Source organism: Microcoleus sp. T2B6 (assembly GCF_036700475.1).
GTDB lineage: Bacteria > Cyanobacteriota > Cyanobacteriia > Cyanobacteriales > Microcoleaceae > Microcoleus.
The window spans coordinates 1-18,100 of sequence record NZ_JAUBOZ010000008.1 but is presented as its reverse complement, the minus strand read 5'-3'; the positions used below and the strand labels follow the sequence as shown (position 1 = coordinate 18,100).

The 18,100-nt window shown below is 43.2% G+C and carries 13 protein-coding genes; 6 read left to right on the top strand and 7 right to left on the bottom strand.

Annotated elements, in window-relative coordinates:
• Positions 1 to 34 precede the first annotated feature (34 nt).
• Complete coding sequence (locus QUA00_RS05460; protein ID WP_333408946.1) at positions 35 to 2,476, bottom strand: hypothetical protein; 2,442 nt, start codon at positions 2,474 to 2,476, stop codon at positions 35 to 37.
• Between the two features lie 345 nt (positions 2,477 to 2,821).
• On the opposite strand from QUA00_RS05460, the gene QUA00_RS05455 reads away from it, so the two are divergent.
• From QUA00_RS05455 to QUA00_RS05445, 3 genes are all read left to right on the top strand, one after another.
• Positions 2,822 to 4,057, top strand: coding sequence for an RNA-guided endonuclease InsQ/TnpB family protein (locus QUA00_RS05455; protein ID WP_445243065.1), 1,236 nt, complete (start codon positions 2,822 to 2,824; stop codon positions 4,055 to 4,057).
• Between the two features lie 163 nt (positions 4,058 to 4,220).
• Complete coding sequence (locus QUA00_RS05450; protein ID WP_333408945.1) at positions 4,221 to 4,550, top strand: XisI protein; 330 nt, start codon at positions 4,221 to 4,223, stop codon at positions 4,548 to 4,550.
• Between the two features lie 32 nt (positions 4,551 to 4,582).
• Positions 4,583 to 4,717 (top strand): hypothetical protein, encoded by a 135-nt coding sequence (locus QUA00_RS05445; RefSeq protein ID WP_333408944.1) that lies wholly within the window; start codon positions 4,583 to 4,585, stop codon positions 4,715 to 4,717.
• A 143-nt stretch (positions 4,718 to 4,860) separates the two neighbouring features.
• On the opposite strand, the gene QUA00_RS05440 is transcribed toward QUA00_RS05445, so the two are convergent.
• On the bottom strand, positions 4,861 to 8,382 hold the full coding sequence (locus QUA00_RS05440; RefSeq protein WP_333408943.1) for a hypothetical protein: 3,522 nt from the start codon (positions 8,380 to 8,382) through the stop codon (positions 4,861 to 4,863).
• A 521-nt stretch (positions 8,383 to 8,903) separates the two neighbouring features.
• On the opposite strand from QUA00_RS05440, the gene QUA00_RS05435 reads away from it, so the two are divergent.
• A complete protein-coding gene (locus QUA00_RS05435; protein ID WP_275526104.1) occupies positions 8,904 to 9,116 on the top strand; it encodes a hypothetical protein in 213 nt (70 codons plus the stop codon).
• A 69-nt stretch (positions 9,117 to 9,185) separates the two neighbouring features.
• Here the strand turns inward: QUA00_RS05435 and QUA00_RS05430 are convergent, their stop codons facing one another.
• Positions 9,186 to 9,830, bottom strand: coding sequence for a siphovirus Gp157 family protein (locus tag QUA00_RS05430; RefSeq protein WP_333408942.1), 645 nt, complete (start codon positions 9,828 to 9,830; stop codon positions 9,186 to 9,188).
• Positions 9,830 to 10,012 (bottom strand): hypothetical protein, encoded by a 183-nt coding sequence (locus QUA00_RS05425; RefSeq protein WP_333408940.1) that lies wholly within the window; start codon positions 10,010 to 10,012, stop codon positions 9,830 to 9,832. The genes QUA00_RS05430 and QUA00_RS05425 overlap by 1 nt, the downstream gene beginning before the upstream one ends.
• Before the next feature lie 65 nt (positions 10,013 to 10,077).
• Here QUA00_RS05425 and QUA00_RS05420 point away from each other — a divergent pair, with 65 nt between their 5' ends.
• The gene (locus tag QUA00_RS05420; RefSeq protein ID WP_333408939.1) at positions 10,078 to 11,106 is read left to right on the top strand and encodes a hypothetical protein; all 1,029 of its coding nucleotides are present in this window, start codon (positions 10,078 to 10,080) and stop codon (positions 11,104 to 11,106) included.
• A 71-nt stretch (positions 11,107 to 11,177) separates the two neighbouring features.
• Positions 11,178 to 12,224, top strand: coding sequence for a Fic family protein (locus tag QUA00_RS05415; protein WP_333408937.1), 1,047 nt, complete (start codon positions 11,178 to 11,180; stop codon positions 12,222 to 12,224).
• A gap of 69 nt (positions 12,225 to 12,293) precedes the next feature.
• On the opposite strand, the gene recG is transcribed toward QUA00_RS05415, so the two are convergent.
• The 3 genes from recG to QUA00_RS05400 form a co-directional block, all read right to left on the bottom strand.
• The gene (gene recG, locus QUA00_RS05410) at positions 12,294 to 14,378 is read right to left on the bottom strand and encodes an ATP-dependent DNA helicase RecG (protein ID WP_333409046.1); all 2,085 of its coding nucleotides are present in this window, start codon (positions 14,376 to 14,378) and stop codon (positions 12,294 to 12,296) included.
• A 78-nt stretch (positions 14,379 to 14,456) separates the two neighbouring features.
• On the bottom strand, positions 14,457 to 16,055 hold the full coding sequence (locus QUA00_RS05405) for a BRO family protein (protein WP_333408936.1): 1,599 nt from the start codon (positions 16,053 to 16,055) through the stop codon (positions 14,457 to 14,459).
• Positions 16,056 to 16,193: 138 nt separating this feature from the next.
• Positions 16,194 to 17,957, bottom strand: coding sequence for a relaxase/mobilization nuclease domain-containing protein (locus QUA00_RS05400; protein ID WP_333408934.1), 1,764 nt, complete (start codon positions 17,955 to 17,957; stop codon positions 16,194 to 16,196).
• Positions 17,958 to 18,100: the final 143 nt, after the last annotated feature.

Here is an 18,100-nt window from a genome sequence, read left to right as displayed (position 1 = left end):
AATGAACCGTATTGAAATAGCATCCTAGACTTCCCTAGATTTGAACTTCTCGATTGGCTTTGTGAGTTTCTCGGTGGGAGTTAGAAGTCGGCGTTTGCTGAAGTCTTCGTTCTAACCAACTTTCTAGTTCGTTGGCGGGGATGTCGCATTGTAGTACCTCTACCTGGTCTGGTTGAAGGATGGCTTCATAAATTACTTCGCCGTGTTCTGTATAGCCAGTCACGATTCCCTCTCCGGCTTCAAACTCGAATTTGTTGCCTTGAGAGTCAGTTAAACTGATGGCATCTTTGCCCCTTTCGGCTACTAGCAGAGCGAGGTGTTCTTGGTTACTGACTTGTTGGAACTCTTCTAAGCTGTGAGGCAATTTCAAAATTTCTTGTTTGTCTTTAGGAGTCAGTTTGTCAGTGGTAACGTTCCATTTTCTCGTCTCATCTGAGGTAGCCTCAAAGACTTCAAAGCCATCTTTGGTTTCTAGGGTGACAGTTGTCAATTCACCTTCAAGAAAGACGTAAAGTTTGGTATTTCCCAGGTCAACACCACCATTAGCTGCTGCTGGGGTAGCTTGAGAGCGATCGCCTTCATATTGAGCAGCTTCTTCAACAGCAGCATGATAAATTTGCACCAGTGCTTCAGCAATCAGTGCTTCATCAGTTGAGGGAAGTCGCTCGGTTTGAGGGGTAGAATTTTCTTTATCTAACGGATTTCGACCTTGAGCAAAAGCAGGTACTCTTGCGTCCGTCCTCTCGTTTTCTGGGGAAGGCGAGCGTTTTCCTCCGTTAGTAGGTTTGGCAAAATCATCCTTATTTTCTTCTGGCATAACTTCCGCAGCAGGCGGTGTTTGGCTCAAAGAGTGCTGTTGAAGTGCTTTTTCTAAAGTTTCGATGCGGCTTTCTAGGGTATCGAGTCGTTTTTCTAAGCGGTCGATGGCTTGATTAATTTGTTTGAGTTGTTCTTCAAAACTAGCATGAGGATTAATCTCAATTGGGTTAAGTTTTCTACTTTCATCATCTGGTTGAGGGATGGTTTTAAGTTTGTGGGTGACATGATTAACGGCTTTGGCTAAGATTGCTCCAACTGACTCAGAAGTTTCAGTTTGAGATAAGGCTTGATTTTCGAGTTGATGTTCTTCTTGGGAGAGAGGAGGTAGGGGTGTATTTTCTGATTCTTGTTCATCAATAGGTGCTTCTTGTTCATCAATGAGTGCTGGCAAATGATTGGCTCGTTCAGTTAGCCGATCGGCACGCTGGCTTTGAGATTTAAGCCTTTTGATGAGTTGAGTAACTTGGTGTTCTTGTCCAGCTTCCCTGGCTGCACCAATAACTTTTTGTGCTGCATCAATGCCTACAAGGGTGGCTAGAAATGCAGCTTGAGCACTCAGTCCAGAGAGGGTTGTACCGTTTATCTCATTTCCTGAAGTGGCTATTCTCTCGCTGGTTTGTGCGCCTGTTTTGAGCAGGCTATCAATATCCAATTCGTTTGATTTCTTGCGGCGTTGGGTTCTGGGATTGGCATCGGATGGCAAGGATTGTGTTGTAGGACTTTTGGTTAGGGTGTCCTCAAGTAGGTCGTCGATGCTATCAACTGTCTCAAACTGGTTTTGATTAAGTTTTTTACTACGAAATTGGTTGTGGGATTCAGTTTCACCTGCAAATTCTTCATTTTGGCGGGATTTTGGTTTAACTTGTTGCGGGAGTGCAAGTTCTTCGTCTTCATCAATTTCAGCAGTGACAAATTTTTCTACATTTTTAGTTTTAGGCTTAGCCTGAGATTTAGTTTTGGGTATACGTTTTTTATCCTCTTCCTCAACGTCATCTACCACAAATTCGTCGTCAACTTCAACTTCAGTGATTTTAGATTTAGCCTGGGACTTAGAATGACGGCTGTCCGCTATTTCCCAATCGTTATTGCTTTTGGTTTGAGATTTAGCTTGAGTTTTGATTGTTGGTTCGCTGCCATTAATTTCATCGAGAAGGTCATGATCTTCATCGAATTCGTCTAATTCCAGTTTTTTATTAGCATTGGAACTAGCTTTTGACGCTTGCTTGGGTACTGAATCAGTTTCCTCAATTTCGGAGAGTAGTTCGTCTAAGTCTGAAGGCTTATTTTTCCTCTGAGATTTACTCTTTTCTGGGGTGAGGGTGGCTTTAATGCCGACGGCGGTGAATCGGTTGTCATCTGGTTCTCCCAGGTGTTCCATCATGTATTTGCCAGTGGTAGAACCATATTCAGGTCGGTCTGTGAGGGAGAGGACGAAGCCACCTTGTGTGACTTTAACGCTGATACCTGGTTTGCCGTCAGCTTCAGTCAATTCTTCGACAGCTTCGGCAAAATCTTCAACAGCAGTCAGGCCTTGTTCTTGGCAGTAATTTAAAGCCTTTTCACACCGACTTTTAAGGTACTTTAGTATTTTTTCTCCCTGTTCTGTTTCAGCCGTGATGTATTGGTTTGACTTTTTTTTGTGGGCGTAAGTAACCATTGAATTTCTCCTTGGATAGGGAAGGGGAATGGGGAGAGGGGGAGAGTGGGAAGGCTTTGCCGTACAGTTAGACAAGCATTCGTAGGAAATAAGTGTCAAATTCTCCTATTCTCCCCCACTCCCCACTCCCCTCCCCTTCCTTTTTCAAACCTAAATTATTTCCATGAGTTCTGGCTTCCTGACAACAGGTGTTTTTTATTGGTTCAATTGGATCGATCCAATTGGGGGGGTTGCAACTGTTTACAAAAATTTACCCAAACTTCCCTATATCTACTCATAAGTTGCGCTAAAATAACCGCATGAGTAAGTTAAAAAACAAGTAGATAATCACAGAACTCAAAGAAAGTGCTGCGAAAGCTTTTACCGAATATGTACGCCATCAAACTCGAACTCAAACTTAATAACAAGCAACGCACCTTGATGGCGCGACATTCTGGCTATGCCAGATTTTGCTACAACTACGCATTGAGTCTTTATCAAGAAGTAAAAAGTCTCCCAGATGGTAGCAGCAAAAAGGTAGCAGCAATCGAAAGAGTTTTCACAAACCATGTCAAAAAGATGCCGGAATATCAATGGACTAACACCCTGTCTTCTAGGGTTTACAAGATGACATTTCGGCATTTTAGCTCGGCTTTATCTCGTTTTTTCAAAGGATTGGGGAAATTCCCTAAATTTAAAAGGAAAAAAGATGGTGATTCATTCACTGTAGATGCTGCTGATTGGAATCACTCAATTTTATTGGCAGCTAGCAAATCAATTAAGATTCCCACGTTAGGAACATTTCGGCTCAAAGAATCCATCCCATTCCCTTGCGTAGCGCAGACATTTACCATCTCGCGCACGGCGGATAAATGGTATGTATCCTTTACGCTCAAAGCCGACAAAATCCCACCAATGTTTCATCCCGTTGCCTTACCAGTGGGAATTGACTTAGGAGTATCAACCTTTGCTACTCTTTCTGATGGTAATTCTTACTCGTCTCCTCGTCCACTCAAGAAAGCGAAAACCAAGCTGAGTAAAGAACAGTGGAGAAATCGGAAAAAGCAATTGGGCAACAGAAAGTTGGGTGTGAAAGCATCAAAGAATGCTCATAAGCACTATCTTAGAGTTGCCAAGATTCATGGGAGAACTGCAAATGTTCGTCGAGATTTTCTACAGAAAACGACGACAAATATTAGCCAAAAATATGCTCACATTCGCATCGAAGATTTGAATGTGAGCGGAATGATGGCTAACCATAAGTTAGCGGCGGCTATTTCTGATTGTGGTTTTTATGAATTTCGTCGTCAGTTAGAATACAAGTCTTCTATGTATGGCACGAAGGTTGAGTTAGTAGATAGATGGTTCCCTTCTTCTAAAACCTGCTCAAACTGCGGTCATGTTCAATCGATGCCATTAAAGGAACGAGTGTTTGATTGTGGCTACTGCAATTTGTTAATTAATCGAGATTTGAACGCGGCAATCAATTTGTCTCGTTCTCAATTAGTAAGACCAGCTCGGTCTGAAGTTACGCCTGTGGACAAGTTGGAGCCGACTCCCTTGGTAGAAGCAGGAAGTGAACATCAAGTCTGCCGTAGGTAGATTTGAGTAGGTTTCATGGAGCGGTATAGTGTGATGAGTGCAAGGGAGCAATTGCGTAAATCCTGAATGTATTTGTAAAATTCCTGGGCTTTTTGCACATTTAATAAAACTTTACATTTGACCTGTATTGTGAGTGGAGAGCAAGCCAACAGGAGATTGTTTTATGGAAGGAATAAACTATTCAGAGTTAGTCCAGACTGTCTTAAAAAGACATACAGCCAATCATTTATCTGAAGATACGGAAAAAGAGTTAATTTTCGATAAAGAGAGCGATCGCTATCTTTTAGTTCATTTAGGTTGGGAAAACCAAGAGAGGGTTTATGGTTGTGTAGTTCATGTAGATATCAAAGATGGAAAAATTTGGATTCAGCGCGATTTAACTGAAGCAGGAATTGCTAACGAATTGGTAGAATTAGGTGTACCAAAAACAGAGATTGTTTTGGGATTTAGAACGCCTTATGTGCGGCAATTTACTGAATTTTCAGTGGCTTAATAGCTGCTGTGGGTTGGGGTTGGGGTTGGGGTGTGAGCGCAGATTTTTTAGAGAAGGCGATCGCACTTGCTTCTTTCGTACTTACCCTAACTGGAACTGTTAAGCTAGGTAGAAAGATTTTGTACCCTTTAGGCAAAGCAACAGGCGATCGCGCTACCGTTGGTTAAAGTGGAGGGGCGGGTTTTCTGGATTCATCATTTGATAGGAAGATATGGGTGAACCCGCCCCACCCCAGCTTGACGCGGGCGATCGCCTCGAACTCACGTTAATCTCGGCTATACCTCTTTCTCTACTCCCCATTCCGCATCATTTAAAGTTCGACAGCAACAGACGAATGGCGTTTAGGACTAGAATTTTCTAAGATTTCTGCGACAAACTTAGCGCTATTTTCTTCAGACAATCCTTTGATAATTCGCTCACTTTTCAAGTCAGCAGCAAAGATAATAGCGCCACTTTCATCCTCAACGGTACATTTTTGAGTTTTGCTGTTGATGAATACTCCCCAAGAACCAACTGGAAATTCAATAGCGCCTGTTTTATGGTAAGCATTGCCAATCGCAGCTTGCATTAATTCAGAAATAGTTGCGGAATCGCAATTTTTTTGTTGAGCTTGAGACTGTTGCTGTTGGGAAATTTGAGATAGCGATTTCCCCGGTCGAATGTCTTCGCCGAAGCCCTCTCTATTGGGTGCAGATTTGCCTTTTACTGACAGGATTTCCACTTCAGCCGCTTCTTCAATTAACCTCAGCGATGCCGGATCGATGTTTAAAATGAGAGCACTGCTTTTGGGTGAAGATTCGATAGTTGCTTCAAAGGTTGCACCAATAGGCAGTTTAGGAGAATTAGGCGAAAACATGGCTAGTTGACGGTCGTTGAGCTTGACAATTGGGCTGCCATCTCGGTAATTACCAGTGTCGCTTTTAAAAGCATCGACTTCAAAACTCAATCTTTTTCCCTTCCACTTCTCGGTGCTAAAATCAACATCTTTGAAATCGTTGTACTTTTGACCAATTAGTTCAACAGTTTCAAACTGAAAAGTCTGCAATTGCTGGCAAATTTCATCGGAGAACAAGTTAAGAACCAATGCAGCTTTGGGAGTTTGGCTGTCTTTAGATTCAACCCAATTGTAGCTGGCAGGAGCTACAATACGCGAATTGGCAGTTTGGGTTCGACCTAAGCGATCTCGGTAAGTTAAATTGAGAGAGTCGATGTCATTTTCATTGTTGCCAAATTCCTGATCTAGGACTTCTACCAATTTCTCATTGGGGTCGAGCAAGGCAAAGTTAACCATCGGCAAGCTGGGATGTAAACTAGCTTCGTATTTAATGCCTTTATTGTCTAGCTTTTCCTTCCATTCACCAGCTAAGTCAGTGCTAATTGGCTGTCGCTTGCTATCCCTTTTAATTTGACCGCTTCCATCTCTTGCTAATTTTTGAAAAGGGACGCTCAAAATGTAAGTATCCTTGGGCAGAGCTTCATGTAGCCGCTCATAGTCAGATTCGAGGTGGAACTCAATTTTCAGTTGGCGCGACAGTTCAAGACAAGCTTTGCGAGGCACGTCTAAATTGGGATTTGTAGTTTCTACGTGCCACAATGCGCTAGCAGCTAACATCCGCTCTTTGGGGTGAGGAAATGCGTCAGCTACGTCAGTTCTTAAACTCTCATACAATTTGCCAACAGCTTCTCTAATAGCTTTGAGGTCATCGCCTTGTTGCTCGTAGATTTCTGCCATCCGTTCTCGATATCGCTCTTTAGTATCTTTGGCCCATGTCACGTAGTATTTCTCCCAATCTTCTCTCTCATCTAAATCTTTAGGAGAGGGGAACAGGTAGCGAAATTCATCGCGGTGGCGGCTGGTTAAGCGGGTGGGTTCCCACTCAGGATTAACCGCACTGCGAGCGATGCAACTGATGGCAGCGTTGTCTTCTGCGGGCAGTGGTACTGTTTTGTAAAGCCGGGGGTCGTCTTTGAAGTCAAACAAGTAAGAGGGGTATTCGTTTGACCATTGTTTAGCAAGATTTAGCAAATTGGGGTGGTAGTCTTCTGTGCGAGTAGCGCTTTTGGGGCTGTCCACTTCAATTTGTAGGGCATCAAACAGTTGACCGAGTAGTTTCTGCTTCTTGTGGTTAAATAAGTTTGTAGGTTGTTTTGGTTGGGGTACAGAAGACTGTACTCGTCCAATTAAGGTAGCAACCCAGCCGATTTTGTTGTGTGCGATCGCTACAGCAATTTGCCGCAGTTTGGTATACTTACGGTTGCCCTCTTCATCAGTAGCTTTGGTGTAATCAATTTTACTGCGCTTGGAAACAGCTTCGTACTCGTTTTCTTGATTAGCGTGTCTGGTTTCAGAGGCAATATTGGGCAGTTTTGAGGCGGGAGTAATCACTAATTGATCTCCATCAAAATCGCACTGGTGGTGCTGCATAGCTTGGTCGGGGCGAATGAAGGCGCATCCTTTGTACTGCATTAATTCGGGATGGCTTTTATTGTCTACTGTGTAGCGGCGGATGTTATCTTTACTGACAATTGGGTATCGGGTAACGATGACTTCTGTGCCGTTTTTCAAGTGGGGGGCAACAATTGTACCGGGTTTTAGGTCTTCGCAGGGTTGAGCCATTGCTGAACCATGATGAATTGCTCCTTTAATTGCTAAGTCTCGCCACTTCTTAGCTAGTTGTTCTTGCATGAAATCGACGACTTTGGGAAAGTCAAGGAGTTGACCGAGTTTGTCGTTTCTCAAAATTGAAATTAGCCGATATTCATTGCGTTGAGCTTTTTCATCGGTTTCATCTTCTAATCCGTTGTTGTCTTCGTGAATGTTAGATTGAAAAGCCACTTTCTTGTCATGTTGCTCTACTAAGTATTTAGCAAGTTGCAACCGATTGTTTTGCAAGTCAGCTAACTTTTGGGCTTCAAGTTTGGTGGGGGTGGCGATGTCAGTCTGAATAGCTGCTTCGGAGTACCAAATCGAAAATTGCCAGGAATTTTCGTATTCAGTTACTTTGGCATTGCCTCGATTTCCTAGTACCGCTTTGGGAAATTCGTAATCTCCGCAAGGGATTAATTCAGCTAATTGCAATGCGGCAACTCCTTTGATGGAAGAGCGATCCATAATGATATCATAGCCTAAATTATCAGTTAATTGGGAATCGGGAAGTAGCGTTCCTTTAGCAAGGAAGTTAATTTGGGGAGTGGCACAATTCTCTTGTTCCCAGTCTGAAAGCCAAGCAAATCGAAATTGAAAAGGGCGGTTGTGAATGCCATCTAATTGTTGGGCTAATGTGGGTGAAATCTTGCCGTGACAGTCTCCGGTTTGATATCGTTGAGCTAAAGCTTTTTCAGAAGGGTCATCACTTTGGGAATCAACAATTTTGACTCGCAATGTTTCACCACTAACAGAGCAGTCTAACAACTGGACTCCTTGAGTGCAACTGCTTACTAGCAGAGAGCCGTAGCGACAGGAATGATCTGGTTGAGTTGTGAATACGCTTAACAGTTTGGCTGAGAGTTCTTTGTCAGCAAAGTAGACATTTTTGCCAGAACTAAAGGCAACTCTTCTAGCAATACCGTCTCCGAAGTCGATGTTTTTGAGAGGGTCAAGGCTGCTATCATTTGGGTCGGGTTTGACGATGGTTAGTGTTGCTAATTCTTCGGGTTTAAAGAGTAGTTCAAGCATTGAATTTCGGAGGATTTCCGGTTCTATTTGGTAGCGTCCTTTTTCTTTGCCGTTCTCTAAGGACATATCAAAGACAGGGATTTTTAGCCCAACTCCTGCTAGAAGCTCAGTATACTGGCAGGTAGGCTCTAGTGATTGAGAATGCTTTTTGGTCATTATGAGTATCTCCTGAAACCTGAAAAGTTAGTTGTGATGATTGATATCAATTCCGGTTGTACCGGAATAATGGGGAGTGGGGAATGCGGAGTATGAAAAGGGAATGGGGAATCATTGACCTCGACTTGAGAATTTCGATGCTAATGGATTGGATAGGGTTAATCAATGGAAGCGTGAAACCATGAGTGAGAGTAGGTAAATTTATGTCTTTTTGCCCACACACTCAATTTCTTTTGTACAAGTTTGGAAGTGAAAAGACATCCGATGATTGAGGGATAGTTACCCGCTCAATTGGAGGGGGAGAGTGGGGGAGTGGGGAGTTGGGGAGAAGGGGAGAGTGGGAGAGGATTTGACGAGTTTTTATCTGGCATTAAAAAATACCAAATTTTAATGCCGTACAGTTTAGGAAGTAAGCGTCAAATTCTCCCTAACTCCCCCTCCCCCACTCTCCCACTCTCCCCAACTCCCCACTCCCTATAAAGTGGGTTAAACTGAAGGTAACAATTAGGTAGGGTTAAAGAATGCAAGAGAATAAATTTGAATCACAGTCCCCTCAATGCCTTGATAAAATTGAGCTGGGTGATAATTGTTGGCAGGGATCTAATCCGCCTCAGTCTGATGCCGATAAGCGGCGGTTAAATAGCCACTTATTTGAGCGAGCTATGAGGTGGATTAATACTTTTGGTGCAACAGAAGAGGAGCTTGATGATTTGAGCTATTGGAGCGAGGTTTAGCTGAGGAAAGGGAAGAAAAAGGCGCAGCGAATGAAATTTCTGTGTCCTCCTAACTTCCCATTTTCCTATCTAAGGAGAGTGGCGCTTTTGGCGTTTTGCTTTTGGTTGAGTGGTCGATGCTGCGGCTGGCAACTGGGAGTTTAAATTAGCTGGGTAGGCATTCAAGTTATTGCCTTTGAGTAGGCTATAAACAACTCGGCGTTTGCGGAAAACCCTAGTGCCATCTACAGGCATTCCTTGTTTCCAAGCATCTGCTATCGCTTTTTTGTCAGCCGAGATTACGATTTTTGTCTCGGTGCGGCGATAGGGTTCTGGTAGTTGAGAAGCGTCAACTAAAACTTCACAGGTAGGCGGATTTTCCTTAACAGTAATGCGGTGGTTTTTACCGATAGTTTCTGAAGTTAACACGCCGCATTCGTTGAAGTAGAGAACGGTTTTGTCTAAGCGTTCTCTCCACCCCTGGAGTTTGTTGATAGCTGTGGAATGCAGTTCTATCAAATACTGCATTCGAGCCTTGATTGCAGCAATTTCGGCATCAATTTGGTCAGCTAAGTCCGCGTGGGTGTCAACAGCAAGTTCTTGGCTTTCTTGGGTTTGCCAAAGGGATTGCAATAGTTGGTCAATTTCTTCAGGAGTTTCTACTGATTCTAGTTGATGCCAAAGTTGAGCAGCAGCTAGGGAGGTTTGAGCGAGAGATTGAGTAGCAAGATTCATCAATATCGTCCGTTAATGCAGGTGTGGTAGTAATCATGTCGAGCTTCAATTTGAGTAAGTGCAGCTATTGTTTCTGGGTCAAATTCAAGAGCAAGATGCCTATCTTGTTTGTGGTTTTTAATCTTGATAACTGGTGGAAAATCAGTTGTTTTTTGGGAATTTGATGCTTGTGGTTTGGGCATACAGGTCAAAAATATTTTCTGACAAATAGCGCGATAGCGCTCTTAAAAAAAGAGGATTTAAAGAGATGAATTACCCCATAGTTTTTTACCCAAAAGTAGTAATGCAGTTCTGCCATCAATATCCTTTGTCAGAGGTAATTTCTAGTGGTGCTACCTCATCCCAAGTTGAAGAAACTCAACAATTCAGGCAACCTGTTGTTTTGCTGACTCCGCCTCAACCGCCTGTAGTGTTACCTGTCAAGTTGCTGTGGTTAATTTGGGTGTTTTGGCTCTATGGTGCGATCGCTCTCCCGCTGATTGCTATATCATGGGGTTGGCTATGGTGGGAAATGCTGCTGGTAGTAGTGGCTTATTCATGTTTAATTGCGGCTGCTTATAGTTATGTGTTTGGTTGCCGTCAAAAACTGTTATCCCGATATAAGCAGCAGGTTCTTGAGTATAAGCAACAAGAAATATTATCCAAAAAGCAGCCGGAATTGTCTAGTTTTAAGCTGGGAAAAGAAGGGTTGCAGACAGTTTTAAAAAGTGTAAAACTTGACTTTGATTCCAGAAATAGATTGCTGAAGGATTTGATGTCAATTCGGGTTAGTTATATTGGCTGTTCTCAAGCTCGACAAGGGGTGAGTGAAGAACGCTTTTTGCAATACTTGCAGCGGTATTTTAAGGGAGTTGTACAGGCAGCGGAGTTTAAAATTCCGTCATCTCGAAGAAGCTATTCAGCAGATTTTATTGTAATTCACACTCCATCGGGGATAGGAATTGATGTGGAGATTGATGAACCTTATGCAGGTAAATCTAAGCAGCCGACTCACTGTTGTGATACTGAGGGCGATGTCCGCCGCAATCAATTATTCTTAGAGTGGAATTGGATTGTGGTTAGATTTACTGAGAAGCAGGTAGTACAAGCGCCGTTAAGCTGTTGCAAGTTTATTGCTTTTGTCATTGCTGAAGTAACGGGCGATCTCTTTTCCTATAAGCTGTTAGAATCTGAACCTGATTTGCTTCCGGTTAAACCTTGGACAACAGCAGAAGCTAGGAAAATGGCTAAAACTAATTATCGCCTTAGCTATTTACCTAATTCTAAGGGGAGTTGATAACTAGATAAGTAAGCCTCTACCAAAACCTTTTTTATGCGGTATACTTATCAAAGTCAGGTGAAATTAATATGCAATCATTTGAAGAAGGTTTAATAGAAAAGCAACCCCTTAACCAACGGTTGCTTCAAACAATTCGCCTAATTGGAGAGTACAAGGGAAAGCAACAGTTATTTAAAGAACAGGCCCCACAAGTTTTAGGCACTTTGCGCCAAGCGGCGGTTATTCAGAGTACCGAATCTTCTAACCGCATTGAAGGTATTACAGTACCACTGGAACGGATTAAGAAATTAGTAGCAGAAAAAACAACACCGCGCGATCGTTCTGAACAAGAAATTGCGGGTTATCGGGATGTGCTAACTACAATTCACACCAGTTATACTCATATTCCTTTTAGTACAGGAGTCATTTTACAACTGCACCGCGACCTTTACCAATTTGCCGTTAATACAGGTGGACGCTGGAAAACAGTGGATAATGAAATTAGCGCTACTTATCCTGATGGGACTAAATTGGTGAGGTTTCGACCTACTCCAGCTTATGCTACTCCCGCAGCAATGGAACGTTTGCAAGAACGGTTTAATCACCTCTGGGAATCTGGTGAGATAGAACCTTTATTGCTGATTCCAACTTATATTTTGGATTTTTTGTGTATTCACCCATTTTTAGATGGAAACGGCCGGATGGCAAGGTTACTCACTTTGTTGCTGCTATACAAAGCTGGTTATGAGGTGGGGCGATTTATTAGTTTGGAACGGATTGTGGAGAGAACAAAGGAAAGCTATTACGATACGCTTTATCAATCTTCCCAGGGATGGCATGAAGGGCAGCATAATTTATTACCTTGGTGGGAGTATTTTTTGGGGGTTATGCTGCTATCAGCCTATCGAGAATTTGAGCAACGGGTGGGATATGTTACTTCTGCAAAAGGAACTAAAACGGCAATTGTATTGGATGGGATTAACAATTTGCCTCAAGAATTTTCTGTTAGGGAATTGCAGGAACGGTGCCCGACAGTGGGAATTGATTTGATTCGTCGTCTATTGCGACGGGAGAGGGATGCTGGACGTTTGCAATGTCAGGGACGAGGGGTTGATGCACATTGGCGAAAGCAATAGCGGGGAGTCGGGAGTGGGGAATAGAAAGTAAGCGTCAAATTCTACCTCTCTCCCACTCTCCCCTTCTTCTCAGAGGTTATTAACCTGTTGTCGCCGGAACAATTCTTTCGAGAGTTCAGGCCACCGTTTCAAATTAGGGTCTTTTTTGGTAACTAATTGTGCTGCTTTCCTCGCTTGTTCTAGTATTGCTTGGTCTTTGACTAAATCCAAAGTAGCAAATTTAGGAAGACCGGTTTGCTGAGTACCCAGAATTTGACCAGGGCCTCGCAATCTCAAATCCATTTCAGCTAAGAAAAAGCCGTCTTGCGAAGTCTCCATCACCGTAAGTCGCTCTCTGGAATTGCTAGACTTGGCATCACTTACCAGTAAGCAGTAAGATTGTGCAGTACCTCGTCCTACCCGACCTCTGAGTTGATGTAATTGCGACAGGCCAAATCGTTCCGCGTGTTCAATTAAGATGACGGTGGCGTTGGGGACATCAACTCCTACTTCAACGACGGTGGTGGATACTAGAATTTGAGTGCGATTGCTGTTAAAATTGGCGATCGCTGTTTCTTTCTCTGCTGAACTCATGCGGCCGTGCAGTAGCCCGATATTAACATCAGGAAAGACATTTTCACTCAATTGTCGGTGTTCTTCAATGGCTGCTTTGAGGTCAAGCTTTTGAGATTCTTCGACAAGCGGCAGAATGATGTAAGCTTGATGGCCGAGTTGGAGTTGTTGCCGAATGATTTGATATGCTTGACGGCGAGTTCTACTTGTAAATAGCCGAGTTTGAATTGGCTGTCTCCCCGGTGGTAGTTCATTGAGCAAGCTGATGTCTAAATCGCCGTGTAGTGTCAGTGCTAAAGTTCTGGGAATGGGTGTAGCTGTCATTGTCAGGATGTGAGGGCTAACGCCTTTTTGCTGCAATTTGAGCCGCTGCTGGACACCAAATCGGTGCTGTTCGTCGATCGCAACCATTCCCAGTTCCTTAAAGTTCACGGTGTCTTGAATCAGTGCATGAGTACCGATTAGCAAGGAAATTTGCCCTAATTCTAACTGCCTCAGTTGGTATTGGCGTTGTTGAGTCGGAGTGGAACCAGTGAGTAGGGCGACTTCTATCCCCAATGGTTCTAACCACTGGCTAATTTTGCGGTAGTGCTGCTGGGCTAAAATTTCTGTTGGTGCCATGAGTGCTGCTTGGTAGCCGGATTCAACGGCAGCTAGCATAGCAACTGCGGCTACGACAGTTTTGCCAGCACCCACATCCCCTTGCAGCAAGCGATTCATGGGTACAGGGCGTTCCATGTCTGTTAAAATCTCAAGAATGGCTCGTTCCTGCGCTTTGGTGAGGGCAAAAGGTAACGTTTTGTAGAAATTGCCTAGCAATTCGACTGTTGCAGACAAGGGGCATCCCGGCTGTTGCTGCAAGGCATATCGGCGCTGCAACAGTCCTAGTTGCAAGTAGAAAAATTCGTCGAAAGCTAAGCGCCGCCTTGCACTTTCTAACGCCTCATGGTCAGGGGGGAAGTGGATGTACGCGATCGCTTCCTTCAAAGGGGTAAGTTGTAAGCGATCCCGAAGTTTTTTGGGTAGCGGATCGGTAATTTTACCAACGCAGTTAATTGCTATGCGGGTACATTTTCCGATTGTTTCTGACGCAATCCCTTTGCATTGTTTGTAGACAGGTACAATAGAAGTTGCGCTGGCTTTGGCATCACTCAGACTTAATACTTGAACAGTAGGATTGTTGATGTTTTTGCCATAGCTGTCTTCTTTAATGAGGCCAGTCACTACTACAATTGAACCAGGAGCGTAAAGTTCGATTTGCTCGGAACGCCATGCGAGGGATTGGTAATAGCTATGGTGGTAGAATTGAGTGCAGGTGATTCGACCCGTTTTATCGCGGATCATCCACTTTTGTAAGGTGAGTTTGGGGTTGTTTCGGCAGTTGAAGATGCTGTGACTGACAATTTTGCCTGCAATTGTTACGTAACTTCCCGCGACTGCTTCAGTAATGCGAGTGCGTTTATAGGTGAGATGCTTTGTGGGAAAATAGTAGAGTAAGTCGCTAATGGTGCGAATTCCCATTTGGCTCAGTTTTTTAACTTCAGTTGGACTCAGACCGGGAAGGTGTTTTAGGGTGAGGGCTAGGTTCATTTCCTGATAGATTGAGTGAACTCTACTAAGCCGCTGAAAGCGGCTCCCTCACGGACATGGACAGCGGTTTTTACAATTACCCTCAATATCTCATAGGCTATTTAAGAGAGAGAAAACGTGGGTTGTTTCTTGAACTAAATGGTTAAAAGAAAATTTGGTTCGCTCGATTGACAATCTCAATTTGTAGCTTTCTGCTTGATATTGTTTGATTTCATGCTTTGCTGTCTCTAAGTCCTGTTCCAGTTCAGAGAATTCAGAATTGTCGTGAGAGCGAGCGGTACTATAGTAGCCTGTTTTACGAATAGCTGGTAGCACTTCGTGGAAAACCCATCTTTTAAACCGCTTTGCTATTGGCTTGCGAGATTTTAAGAGCAATCTGTACATTCCCGGTTCGGTAACAGTTAGCATGGGCTGTAACCGTTGTTTTCCAGTGATTTCGGTGATGTGCATAGTATGCACGCCTCTCTCATCTTCATCAAAATCCCGCATTGAGGATCTGGCTTCAGCAATCCCTAAGACATCGCAAACATCTTGAGCTATCCATGAAGGGGTATCGGGCGTTCCTACCATCCGCACTTGTTTTCCTTCAAAGTTGAATTGCTGCCATTCATGAAAGTTCTGAGTTTGGCTTGTTTGTTGAACTGGAAGAGATTCAGGTTTGTCAATGGCTGATAATGTGACTATTTCTGAATAGCTAGATTGGGGAGTTAAGGCGTTATTTACTTCGGTTTCAACAGTGGCATTAAAAGTATCGTTAGCCAATTCCATGAGTCGTTTTAAACCATTGTCTCCTAAAGCTTCTATTAGTTCGATAGCTGGAAGCTGACCGTTAATAGCTTGAACCTTCCAGTAAAGGTAAGCCATGTCTAAAGGAACAGGTTTTATGCGATTGTTTCGTTCAGCTTCTAGGCGGAAATTGATTAAAAAATATTTAGGAGGTGGACAACAGAGTTTTTTGATAATAATGAATTCCGGTAAGGTTGAGTGCCAAAGTTTAAATCGTCGGAGGCAATATTCTATGTCGGCTCCCGCAGGTGACTTGTCGATGGTCTTAAACACTTCTTTTTGAGAAAGGCAGTAGATGTTATGGAACTTGAAGATTTCTATTTCAAAGTTGTTGAACTTGAGTAATTTACCACAAGGAATTTCCTCCGTATAGTCTATATTTGTGAAAGCCACTGGTTGCTGTGTTTGAATTTTGGTTTCCGTTTGCGAGTGTGTTGGCGCGATATCTTCTGGCTTCAATGGCGGATTAATTTGGTAGGAAATAGGAGGTTGCAATTGTTCAGAACTGCTGAAAGCACTATCAACAATTTGTTTAAACTGTTCAAAACCATTTTCTCCGAGTGTTTCAATTAGGGCTTTAGCTTGGGGTCGGGTTTGGGCTTGAAGTTGCCAGTATAAATAGACCATTTCGAGAGGGATGGGATGAATGGTACGAATTTGATCGAGTTTGCCGTTGGGGGCTTGCTTTTTAACTTTGAGAGAGCTATTCCAAGATGATTTCCACAGTTGCGCTCGTTCGAGTTGGTATCTTAAAGTAGAGTTATCTTGTTTGCCAATGGCTCGTTCTGCTTGAGTCTGAGATAGGCAATATTCGTCTTCTACTTTGAGAACTTCGATTAAAGATTCGCCAATTTGGAGGGAGCGGTATGGGGTGATTATTGGTGTGATTTCTTCTAGTTTCATGGTAAGATTTTACAGCGTAAAGTGGAATAATGGTTGGTAACTTTCGACGATCGTAAAATATTAAATGGACTTTTGCCTACGGCTAAGAGAGTGAATCTTAACAGTAAAATCGGAGCGCTCCAATTGGGGGGGAGAAGTTCAGTCGAGTTCAATTTGTTTGCGGCTAGGCGGTTGTCGCTGTAGCTGGTTAGATAAACTTTTTTGTGGTTGTGGTACTTTGTATGGCAATTGTTCCTGCAATTCTTGGCGCAAAGTTTGAAAGTTTTTCACATCTTCTGGTGTAACGGAGCAAGCTGGTAATTGATAGGTTCCGTCGTCTTCAAAACTGGCTCGAAGAATCTCGCCTCTACCGTCAGAAATGGTTATGGAAAGTTCTAGCTCTTGGCGATTCCAGGAGATGCGATACTGGTTCCAATCTATTGATGGTGTTGGTGTTTTAGTAGTAAGTAGTGTGTGCTCTAACGCTGCTCCGGCAATGGGAACGATCTCTTCAGCTATGGTGCGGTTTTGTAGGTTTTCTTGTTGAGCTTCTAAAATTTGCTGTTGCGGTGTTTGTTGCTGTTGTAGTTGTTGCTGCTTATCCGACAACTGCTGGTCAACGGCCTGAAAGTGTTCTACATCCTCTTGAGTTAGCAGGTTGTGCCAAACTTTTAGTCCTTTTTTGGAGTAATTAAAACCTAGTACCTGTGTACAATTCGGTACGGGTTCAAGGGTATCTACACGCTGAACTACAACATCGCAGGTTTCGGGAAGCCGATCGATTTGATAGCGTTTGTTGTTACTTTCAAGGCTATCTGCTTGATAAGAATCAAGTAGAGCGAGTACAGTTGGTGCAATTTTATCTCCCCAAGACTGGTGGGGTTTCTGTTCTTCTTGCTTCTGTTGTTTCTGAGACTTTTGTTCTGGCAGCATTGATAGTTGTAACTCTAATTTATTTGGTGTTGCAGGGATTACAGGTACGGTGACTTCTATCTCAGATTGTGGCAACTCTAATTCATTTGCTGTTGCCAGAATTTTAGGTACAGTTGCTTCTACCTCAGATTGTAACGACTCTAACTCAATTGTTTGAGCTTCACCCCTAACAATTGCTAAGTGTTGTGGCTGCATTAAAGCATCAATTAGGGCGATATCTCGTCCTTGGTCATAGCTAACATTTCGATACTTCTGCAATCCAGAAAAAGTGTAGGCTTTACCTAATTGAGTACCGCTAAAAGCAACTCCATCTATTTTGTAAGAAATGCCTTGACTTAGTTCACTTTGAGTTGTTTTTACTTGCACCTCTACGCTTTGTTGCTGCAACCGTTCAACAAATTCTGGCATAGTTGGCTTATCTTGGGTGACTTCATCAATTAGGTCTTGCAATTGCACCCTGACGCTCTTGTTTCCCTTGCTTTGTAAGTACCTGTGTTCTCCTGTAGTCTGAGCCCGCTTGTCTGTTTCCCAACTGGGTGTAACAGTTTCCAGGTTGTAGTTCCGTTCAAGCTGGCGGATTACTTCTTGGCTTCTGTAATAATCCCAGCTATCATCAACGACACTCCCATCTAGGCGAATGCGACTGGCAACGATGTGAATGTGGTCATGGTTTGTATCGCTGTGCTTGACAACTGCATACTGGTTGTTGTCAAATTCCATCGCTTTCATGTAGTTAGCTGCAATTGCCAGCCAGCGCTGGTCATTGTCAACATCTACTTCTAGTTTCTGGGTGCTTGCGACTGATAAAGTGGCGTGAAATACTGCTACTTTCAGGTTAGGTCTTAGTTGTCTGGCAATGGCAAATTCAGCAGCAAGTTCTTCAGGTGTTTGTCCACACATAGTACCACCAATTAAATCGGCATCTTTTTTGCCGAGTACATAGTTCAGACAGCCACGAAAGCCTGTACCTTTGATTTGTTTGCCAATCATAGCCGTTTCACAGTAGATTTATTACATCAATTGCTGAGGCTTATTAAGAATTAGCGGACTGTAGATTTGGTGAGGTTGGCAACTATTGTTTTAATTGCAGTTTGGTTCTCTCGAATAAGTTGCTGTACATTTTCTAAGAGTCC